At 70.0% G+C, this 9609-nt stretch carries 7 protein-coding genes; all 7 read left to right on the forward strand.

Going from position 1 to position 9609, the window contains the following annotated elements; genetic code table 11:
* The first annotated feature begins 32 nt into the window (after positions 1 to 32).
* Positions 33 to 1553: a hypothetical protein gene (locus VHA73_11605; protein ID HVX18668.1), complete on the forward strand. Its 1521-nt coding sequence runs from the start codon at positions 33 to 35 to the stop codon at positions 1551 to 1553.
* A 187-nt stretch (positions 1554 to 1740) separates the two neighbouring features.
* Complete coding sequence (rpsO, locus tag VHA73_11610; protein ID HVX18669.1) at positions 1741 to 2001, forward strand: 30S ribosomal protein S15; 261 nt, start codon at positions 1741 to 1743, stop codon at positions 1999 to 2001.
* A gap of 252 nt (positions 2002 to 2253) precedes the next feature.
* Positions 2254 to 4674: a polyribonucleotide nucleotidyltransferase gene (locus tag VHA73_11615; protein HVX18670.1), complete on the forward strand. Its 2421-nt coding sequence runs from the start codon at positions 2254 to 2256 to the stop codon at positions 4672 to 4674.
* A gap of 31 nt (positions 4675 to 4705) precedes the next feature.
* Complete coding sequence (locus VHA73_11620) at positions 4706 to 5953, forward strand: pitrilysin family protein (protein ID HVX18671.1); 1248 nt, start codon at positions 4706 to 4708, stop codon at positions 5951 to 5953.
* Positions 5954 to 6075: 122 nt separating this feature from the next.
* The gene (gene dapB / locus VHA73_11625; protein ID HVX18672.1) at positions 6076 to 6864 is read left to right on the forward strand and encodes a 4-hydroxy-tetrahydrodipicolinate reductase; all 789 of its coding nucleotides are present in this window, start codon (positions 6076 to 6078) and stop codon (positions 6862 to 6864) included.
* Between the two features lie 65 nt (positions 6865 to 6929).
* Positions 6930 to 8567, forward strand: a complete 1638-nt coding sequence (locus VHA73_11630) for a long-chain fatty acid--CoA ligase (GenBank protein HVX18673.1) — start codon at positions 6930 to 6932, stop codon at positions 8565 to 8567.
* A gap of 70 nt (positions 8568 to 8637) precedes the next feature.
* Complete coding sequence (locus VHA73_11635) at positions 8638 to 9549, forward strand: thioesterase family protein (protein HVX18674.1); 912 nt, start codon at positions 8638 to 8640, stop codon at positions 9547 to 9549.
* The last annotated feature ends 60 nt before the right edge of the window (positions 9550 to 9609 follow it).

Genomic DNA, 9609 nt, shown 5'->3' on the forward strand with positions numbered 1-9609 from the left:
CGACGGGCGGGAGCTCGGTGCGGCGACGTGCCGTGGCAGCCGTCGTGCTCGTGGTGGCGCTGGCGCTGGCGGTGGCGTCGCCGGCCGGCGCGAGCAACCCGGCTCGCACCGCAACGTCGAGCGGCACCACCTGTGGCGTGGCCGACGTGTCGACTGCGGCGGGGCTCGAGGCGCTGGCCTGCCGGACGGTCACCGAAGTCGTCAGGGGCGTCGCTGCCATGTGCCGCATGCCCTTGCGGTCGTTGCCCGACCCGGCTGCACCCGATGCGTGCGCAGCGATCGACGGGCGCAAGATCTCGGCGGCCCGGCTCGAGGCGTACCAGTCATCGTGGACGCACCGCGCGCTCACCCTCCAGCGCGGGCTCGACGTCGACGTGCCGCTGCTCGAGGCGCAGTTGCCCCACACCCACAACTCGTTCAACTCCTCCGCGTACGAGATCCCGGCCGATCTGTCGCACCCGGGCTACTACCCGACGCTCACGAACCAGGACCCGAACCAGGTGTACACGATCGCCGGCCAACTCGACATGGACGTGCGGGCGATCGAGATGGACGTGCACTGGGTGCCCAGCCCGTTCGGCAACGCCAGCACCGGCGGCTACTGGGTCACCCTCTGCCATGGCGACAGCGGCAACCCCTTGCACGTGCACGTCGGCTGCACGATCGACCGGCCGTTCCAGGACGGCCTCGACGAGCTCGCCGGGTGGCTCCACCGCCACCCCGACCAGTTCGTGCTGCTCTACCTCGAGAACCAGCTCGGCGACAGCGCCCAGGCGCACCAGGTGGCCGGCGCGCTGATCCGCCAGCACCTCGGATCCCTGGTCGAGCCGACCTCCAGGCCGTGCGCGGCGCTCGACTATCACGAGACCCAGGCGTCGATCCTGGCCGCCCACCACCAGATCGCCATCGTCGGTGACTGTGGCGCGGGCGCCGGCACCGCTTGGGGCGCGGCGGTGCATGAGCGCGGGCTGCTGTGGGACGAGCACGGCGACCCGACGGCCTACTCGGCGGCCCAGTGCGCCGCCGACAGCCAGGCCCGGGCGAGCGACAGCTCGTTCCGCCGCTACTTCGAGGACTCCACGTTCGTGGCGGCTGCGGCAGGCACCAACCCGCTCACGTCGTCGCTGGGCGGCACCAGCACCATTTCCGCCGAGGGCGCGGCGGCCATGACCCGTTGCGGCGTCAACATCATCGGCTTCGACCAGCTCACCCCCGAAGATCCTCGCTTGACCGCGTTGGTGTGGAGCTGGGCCCCGAACGAGCCCCGTGCGGACGCGGGAGCCTGCGCGTACCAGGGGTCCGATGGCCGGTTCCACGCCGGCGACTGCCAAGGCGCCCGCCGGGTCGCGTGCCAGGCCGCGAACGGCGCCTGGACGCTTTCCACGCCCGCGGTGGCGTGGCCGAACGCGGCCCGTGCCTGCCCGCAGGGAACCACGTTCGCGGTGCCGCGCAACGGGTTCCGCAACGCACAGCTGGTGGCGGCCAAGGGCACTGGCGGAGCGTCGGTCTGGCTCGCGTACCATCGGGTGGCCGGCACCTGGGCGCCCGCCTGAACGTGCTCGGCGACTTGGGCCGCGCGGGCACTCGCCTGCTAGCGTGACCCGACGGCCGCGGCACCGCCCGGCCTCGAAGGAACCGCTCCTGGTCTCGCCTGGCGAACCGAGGGGCCGGGTCCCAGCACCCAACCCGGATGCGACAGCTCGCCTCCACCACCGGAAAGCACTTACCTTGTCCGAGAAGATCGACAACGCCAAAGCCGGCATCATCGCCGAGCACCGCCAGCACGACACCGACACCGGGTCGCCCGAGGTGCAGATCGCGTTGCTCACCGCGCGCATCAACCACCTCACGGAGCACCTGAAGGTCCACAAGAAGGACCACCACAGCCGTCGTGGCCTGTTGATGCTCGTCGGCCGCCGTCGGCGGCTGCTCGACTACGTCAAGAACAACGACATCGAGCGCTACCGCTCGATCCTCGCGACGCACCAGCTGCGGCGATAGCGTAAGTGTGACCGGTGAGCGGCCCTGGTGGCCGCTCACCTCACTTTTGCGCCACCGGTCCCGTCGGGGTCGGGGCGCCAGAACCCAACTGTGCGGGGGTTGGTCAGCTGCCAGTCGCCGAGCTCTCAGCCTGCCGTCGTACGACGGTGACGGCGGGGGATCGCCGACTGGGAACTGGCCCCGTCGCACCGACCGGGTCGTCCGACCGACACCAGACGGGTGTCGGACGAGGGCGGTCCAGAAGGAGCAACCATGGCTGAGGCCATTTCCGTATCCCGTCCCATCTCGGGCACATCCAAGACGCTCACGTTCGAGACGGGCAAGCTCGCCCCGCAGTCGCAGGGCGCGGTCGTCGTCAAGGTCGGCGGCACCACCGCGCTGGTGACCGCCAACGGCGACACCAGCCCCCGCGAGGGCATCGACTTCTTCCCGTTGACCATCGACGTCGAGGAGAAGATGTACGCGGCCGGCAAGATCCCCGGCTCGTTCTTCCGTCGTGAAGGCCGCCCGCCGGACCAGGCGATCCTGGTCTGCCGCTTGATCGACCGCCCGCTGCGCCCGTCGTTCGCCGACGGCTACCGCAACGAGACGCAGGTCGTCGCCACCATCATCGGCGCCGACCAGGAGAACCCCCACGACATCCCCGCGATCAACGGAGCCTCTGCGGCCCTGATGATCTCCGGCCTGCCGTTCGAGGGCCCGGTCGGTGGCGTGCGCCTCGCGTTCGACACCGAAGGCAAGTGGGTTCCCTGGCCGACGTACGAAGAGATCGAGGCCGCCACGTTCCAGATGGTGGTGGCCGGTCGAGCGATCGGCGACGACATCGCCATCATGATGGTCGAGGCGTCGGGCACCGAGAAGGCGTGGAGCTACTACCAGGACGGCGCGGTCAAGGTCACCGAAGAGCGCATCGCCGAGGGCCTCGAGGCCTCCAAGCAGTGGATCCGCGAGTCGATCGAGCTGCAGCGTGAGCTGGTCGACAAGGCCGGTGTCCGGGCCGCGCTCTCCTGGGAGCCGCAGACCGACTACTCCGACGAGATCGCCGCACAGGTCGCCGAGTTGGCGGAGAAGCGGCTGGCCGAGGCCAACGCGATCGCCGACAAGACCGAGCGCAACGCCGCCAACGACGCGATCAAAGGCGACCTCGTCGAGCAGCTCACCGGCGAGGGCAAGCCGTTCGAGGGTCAGGTCAAGGCCGTGAAGAACGCCTTGAAGGCGCTCACCAAGTCGGTCATCCGCCGCCGGGTGGTCGACGAGGGCGTCCGCATCGACGGCCGCGGGGTCACCGACCTCCGCCCGCTGTCCGCCGAGGTCGGGCTGCTCGCGACGGCCCACGGCAGCGGCCTGTTCCAGCGCGGCGAGACCCAGGTGCTCAACGTCTTGACGCTCGGCATGCCGAAGATGGACCAGCTCATCGACACCATCGGCGTCGACGACAAGAAGCGCTACATGCACCACTACAACATGCCGCCGTACTCGAACGGCGAGACCGGCCGCATCGGCGGCACCAAGCGCCGCGAGGTCGGTCACGGCATGCTCGCCGAGCGTGCCCTCCTGCCGGTCGTGCCGAGCGCGGAAGAGTGGCCCTACGCCCTTCGCCTGGTCTCCGAGGTGCTGTCGTCGAACGGTTCCACCTCGATGGCGTCGGTCTGCGGTTCGTCGCTGTCGCTGATGGACGGTGGCGTGCCGATCAAGGCGCCGGTGGCGGGTATCGCCATGGGACTGATCAACGAGGGCGACGACTACATCACCCTCACCGACATCCTCGGCGCCGAAGACGCGTACGGCGACATGGACTTCAAGGTGGCCGGCACGTCGGAGTTCGTCACCGCGTTGCAGCTCGACACCAAGATCGAGGGGCTCCCGGCCGAGGTGCTCGGCAAGGCGCTCCAGCAGGCTCGAGACGCTCGCCTCCAGATCCTCGAAGTGATGAACAAGGCCATCTCCGAGCCCCGCGAAGACGTCGGTGCCAGCGCGCCGAAGCTGGTGAGCTTCGAGATCCCCCTCGACAAGATCGGTGAGGTCATCGGCCCCAAGGGCAAGGTGATCAACGCGATCCAGCAGGAGACCGGCGCCAACATCTCGGTCGACGACGACGGTGTGGTCGGCACGGTCACCATCGGCGCGGTCGACCGCGGCGCGGTTGCCGAAGCCGAACGCCAGATCCAGCTGATCCTGAACCCGCCGACCGCCGAAGTCGGCACGGTGTACCAGGGGCGGGTGGTGAACATCACCAAGTTCGGTGCGTTCGTCAACATCCTCCCGGGCCGCGACGGCCTGGTCCACATCTCGAAGATGGGTGGCGGCCGCCGCATCGACAAGGTCGAGGACGTCCTGGAGCTCGGCCAGGAGCTCGAGGTCAAGGTCGACGACATCGACCAGAACGGCAAGGTGTCGTTGTCGCCCACGTCGCCGCTCGGCGGGGGTGACGGCAGCGACAGCGGCGGTCGTGACGATCACGGCGGCCGGGACCGCGACCGGGGCGACCGCGACCGGGGCGACCGTAGTGACCGTGGGCCGCGCGAGGGCGGTGACCGTCCCGCGCGCGTCTCGTTCGAGGACGCCTTCGACGAGGAGGCAGCCGCGGAGCTCGGCGACCTCGGCCCCGAGAGCGCAGCCCCGCCGCGCGACCGCGATGGTGGCGACCGTCCTCGGCGTCGTCGCCGCCGCTGACCGACTGCGGATCGACCGCCGGCAACCGCTGATGGCGGAAAGCCCCACTCAGGTCACCAGCCTGCCCAACGGCCTCCGGGTGGTGACCGAAGCGATGCCAGAGGCTCGCTCGGTCACCCTCGGGGTCTGGGTCGGGGTCGGCGCACGCGACGAATCTGCCGAGCTGCACGGCGCGTCGCATTTCCTCGAGCACCTGCTCTTCAAGGGCACCCCGCGGCGCTCGGCGCGTGAGCTGGCCCAGGCCGTCGATGCCGTAGGTGGCGAGATGAACGCCTTCACTGCCAAGGAGCACACGGCCTACTACGCCCGCCTGCCTGCCGATCAGCTCAGCTTCGGCCTCAGCCTGCTCGGCGACGTCATCACCGACCCTCGACTCGACCCCAGCGACGTCGACGCCGAACGCCAGGTGATCCTCGAGGAGCTCTTGCTCAGCGAAGACGAGCCCGAGGAGCGGGTCGAGGTCCTGTGCCACGAGGCGCTGTTCCCCGACCACCCGCTGGGTCGCGAGGTGCTCGGGTCGCACGATTCGATATCGGGCTTGCGCCGCGACGACATCGACCAGTTCTTCCGCCGGTGGTACTCGCCGGCCGATCTGGTCCTCGCCGCGGCGGGCGACCTCGAACACGATGCCGTCGTCGACGCCGCCGCCACGTGGTTCCCCGACGGCCCCGCCGGGAGCCGCCCCGAGCGCCACGCGGTCGACCGGGCGCCGACCCACCTCGCGGTCTTGACGCGCCCCACTGAGCAGGCCCACCTCGCCCTGGGTTGGAGGGCTGTGGCGGCCGACCACCCGGACCGTTACGCCCTCACCGTGTTGAACCACGTGTTCGGGGGCGGGATGTCGAGCCGTCTGTTCCAGGAGATCCGCGAGCGCCGCGGCCTGGCGTACTCGGTGGGCTCCTACGCGGCTCGTTACTCCGATGCCGGTTGCCTGGTCGCGTACGCCGGCACCGCTCCGGCGCGGTTGCCCGAAGTGCGGGCGCTGATGGATGCCGAAGTCGAGCGGCTCGCCACCGACGGGATCACGGCGCACGAGCTCGAGGTCGCCACCGGCTACATCACCGGGTCGCTGCAGCTCTCACTCGAAGACAGCGCCAGCCGGATGGTGCGTCTGGGCTCGGACATCCTCCAACACGATCGCGTCATCCCACTGGCCGAACACCTCGACGCGGTGAGGTCGGTGACGCTCGACGACGTGGCCCGCATGGCGGCGACGGTCTTTGGTGGAACCGAGGCGATCGCGGCGGTCGGCCCGGTTCGCGACGACGCGTTCGCCTGAGCGTCGCAGTTGGAGCCGGTGTCGTTCCGGCCGAGACGGACCCACGACGACGGGCGTGAGGACGGCCATCGCAGCGGGTCGACGGAGGGCAGACAGGGGCCCGCACCATAGGCTCCGGTGCCATGGCCATACGCGTTGGTGTTTTCGGAGCCGTCGGGCGAATGGGCACCGCCGTGTGCCGCGCCGTGTTCGCCGCGCCCGATGTGGAGCTGGTGGCGGCCGTCGACCCGCACCACGCCGGGATCGACTTGCGCCAGGCCAACGGCGTCGACGCCGACATCCCTGTGGTCTCGGGAACGGACGCAATCGATCCGTCGTCGGTCGACGTCATGGTCGACTTCACGCAGCTGGAGGCATCGCGGGCGAACTTGGCGTGGTGCGCGGGCAACGCCGTGCATGCAGTTGTCGGCACCACAGGGTTCACGACCGACGACCTCGCCCGTTTCGAGGCCACGTTCACCCAGAGCAACTGCCTGATCGCACCCAACTTCGCCATCGGCGCGGTGTTGATGATGCGGTTCGCGGAGCTGGCGGCGCCGTGGTTCGAGACGGCCGAGATCATCGAGCTTCACCACGATGGCAAGGTCGACGCGCCGTCCGGCACGGCCATGATGACCGTGGAGCGCATGGCAGCCGCATCGTCGAACTGGGCGCCCGACCCCACTACGAAAGAGGTCCTGCCCGGCGCTCGCGGCGCCAAAGGCCCCGCGGAGATCCCCGTTCACTCCGTCCGCCTCCGAGGCCTCGTCGCGCATCAAGAAGTGCTGCTGGGCACTGCCGGGCAGTCGTTGACGATCCGGCACGACTCCTACGATCGCGAGTCGTTCATGCCTGGCGTGCTGCTCGCGGTCCGTGAAGTGCCGGCGCTGCCCGGTGTCACGTTCGGGCTCGACGCGTTGCTCGACCTCTGAGCTGCGCGACGACCAGCCACGGGGGCGCCTACGCTCCACGGGCGAGCTCACTCCAAGGGGGACAGATGCAGGGCCTCATGCAGGACTTCCCGCTCACCATGGCGCACTTCTTCAACCGGGCGGAGCGGTTGTTCCCTGACAAGGGCATCGTGACGGCCCGTGCCGGTGGCGCCCGTGACCGCACGACGTACGGCGAGTGGGCGCAGCGGACCCGTCGCCTCGGCGGTGTGCTCGACGCGCTCGGGATCTCGGCCGACGGCCGCGTGGGCACGTTCGCCTGGAACACCGCCCGGCACCTCGAGCTGTATTACGCAGCGCCCTGTTCGGGTCGGGTGCTGCACACGCTCAACATCCGCCTGTTCCCCGAGCAGGTCACGTACGTGGTCAACCACGCGGAGGACGAGGTCATCTTCGTCGACCGCTCGCTGACCGGTTTGCTGTGGCCGCTGCTCCCCACCTTCGAGACCGTCAAGCACATCGTGGTGATGGACGACGGAGGGGGCGAGCAGCCGACCGAGGCCGGATCGGCGGCCCTGCACGACTACGAGGAGCTGCTGGCGACGGCGGAACCCGTCGAGTGGCATGTCGAGGACGAGAACCAAGCCGCGTCGATGTGTTACACGAGTGGCACCACCGGCAACCCGAAGGGTGTCGTCTACAGCCACCGCTCCACGTTCTTGCACACGTTCGGGGTGTTCCTGGCCGACGGAGCGGGGCTGCGCGAGTCCGACCGGTGCCTGCCGGTGGTCCCGATGTTCCATGCCAACGCGTGGGGGATCGCCCACGCCGCGGTCGGTTGCGGTGCCGACTTGATCATGCCGGGCCCTGACCTGTCGCCACCCGCGCTCGCCGACCTGATCGTCGAGGAGAAAGTGACGGCGGCGGCCGGCGTGCCCACCATCTGGATGGGCGTGTTGCCGGAGCTGGCCGGTCGCGACACCTCGTCGCTGCGCATCGTGCTCGCGGGTGGGTCCGCGGTACCCAAAGCGCTGTCGGAGGGCTACCGCAAGCAGCTCGGCGTGCCGATCACCCAGGCGTGGGGCATGACCGAGACGAGCCCGGTCGCGTCGGTCGGCATGATCAAGTCGTCGGTCGCCGGACGTTCCGAGGACGACCTCGCGGACATCCGGGCCACCATCGGCATCGTCGCTCCTGGTGTCGAGGTGCGGATCAGCGACCCCTCGACCGAAGAGGAACAGCCGTGGGACGGCGTCGCGCAAGGTGAGATCCAGGTGCGCGGGCCGTGGATCGCCCGCGACTACTACAACGACGAGCGCTCGAAGGACTCCTTCACTTCTGACGGTTGGCTGAAGACCGGCGACGTCGCCACGATCGACGCCGAGGGCTACATGCGGATCGTCGACCGCACCAAGGACGTCATCAAGTCCGGCGGCGAGTGGGTGTCGTCGGTCGAGCTCGAAAACGAGTTGATGGCCCACCCGAAGGTGGCCGAGGCCGCCGTGATCGGCGTGCGCCACCCCAAGTGGCAGGAGCGGCCGCTCGCCTGCGTGGTGGTGAAGGACGGCGAGTCCGTCACCAAGGAGGAGCTGATCGAGTTCCTCGCCCCACGGGTGGCGAAGTGGTGGCTGCCCGACGACGTCGTCTTCATCGACGAAGTGCCCAAGACCTCCGTGGGCAAGTTCTCGAAGAAGGACCTGCGCGCCCGCTTCGAGGACTACGCCCTGCCCACCGCCGACGACTGAGCTCGGCGAGCCCGCTGGCCGGGCGAAACTCGTGCGGCGCCGCGCCGGCGCGCCGATACATTCGGACCCCGTGCAAGGTGAGGACTACTTCCGCGACACGGGCTGCGAGGCCGTTGCCGGCCAGCCCGGCTGCTACCGCGGCGAGCTGAGCAACGACTGGATGCTCGCCGTCGCACCCCAGGGCGGCATCGTCGCCGCCTTGGCCGGGCGGGCCATGACCGCCGAGATCGATCACCCCGACCAGCGGTTGCGCACGCTGACCGCGATGTTCGCGCAGCCCGTGCGCCCGGGTCCCGTGGAGATCGACGTCACGGTGCTCCGCCGGGGCCGTTCGATCTCCCAAGCCACCGCCACCGTCCGCAACGTCGGCGCCGAGGCCGGCCTCACGGCCGTCGCCGCGTTCGGCGCGACGCGGCCGGGCTTCGAGTTCACCGACGTGTCGTATCCCGTCGCCGACCCGCCCGAGGACTGCCCCTCGTTTCGTGACCCCTGGCCCGACGACGTCGACCTCCCGGCCCCCTCGGGTGACCCATTCCCGTTCTGGACCCGCGTCGAAGGCCGCCCGGCCTCGGGGCACGCGCCCTGGGAGACCTGGACACCGACCACGTCGGAGCACCTCACCTGGCAGCGGTTCGACGACCCGCCCGTGGGCCCCGACGGGCGCCTCGATCCGCTGGCGCTGGTGGTGCTCGTCGACATGATGCCCGGCGCCGTGAGCGAGCGGATGGGCGAGTGGAGCGAGTGGTTCGGTCCTTCCGTGGACTTGACCGTGCACCTGTTCGACACACCCGGGCCGGGCTGGTTGCTGCTGCGCAACCGGGCCCGTCACGCGGGCGATGGCTATGCCTCGGTCGAGATGGAGGCGTGGGATCCCGAGACCCGGTCGTTGGTCGCGTACGCCACCCAGCAGATGTTCTTCGCGTTCAACGGTGAGCCACCGCCGCCGGAACGCCGACGGCCCGTCGACCAGCGTCGGGCCTGATCCCGCCGACCCCCCCAGTCGTGGGGGGGGGGGGGGGGGGGGGGGGGGGGGGGGGGGGGG

The organism is Acidimicrobiales bacterium (genome assembly GCA_035547835.1).
In the GTDB taxonomy this organism is placed as follows: Bacteria; Actinomycetota; Acidimicrobiia; order Acidimicrobiales; family Iamiaceae; genus DASZTW01.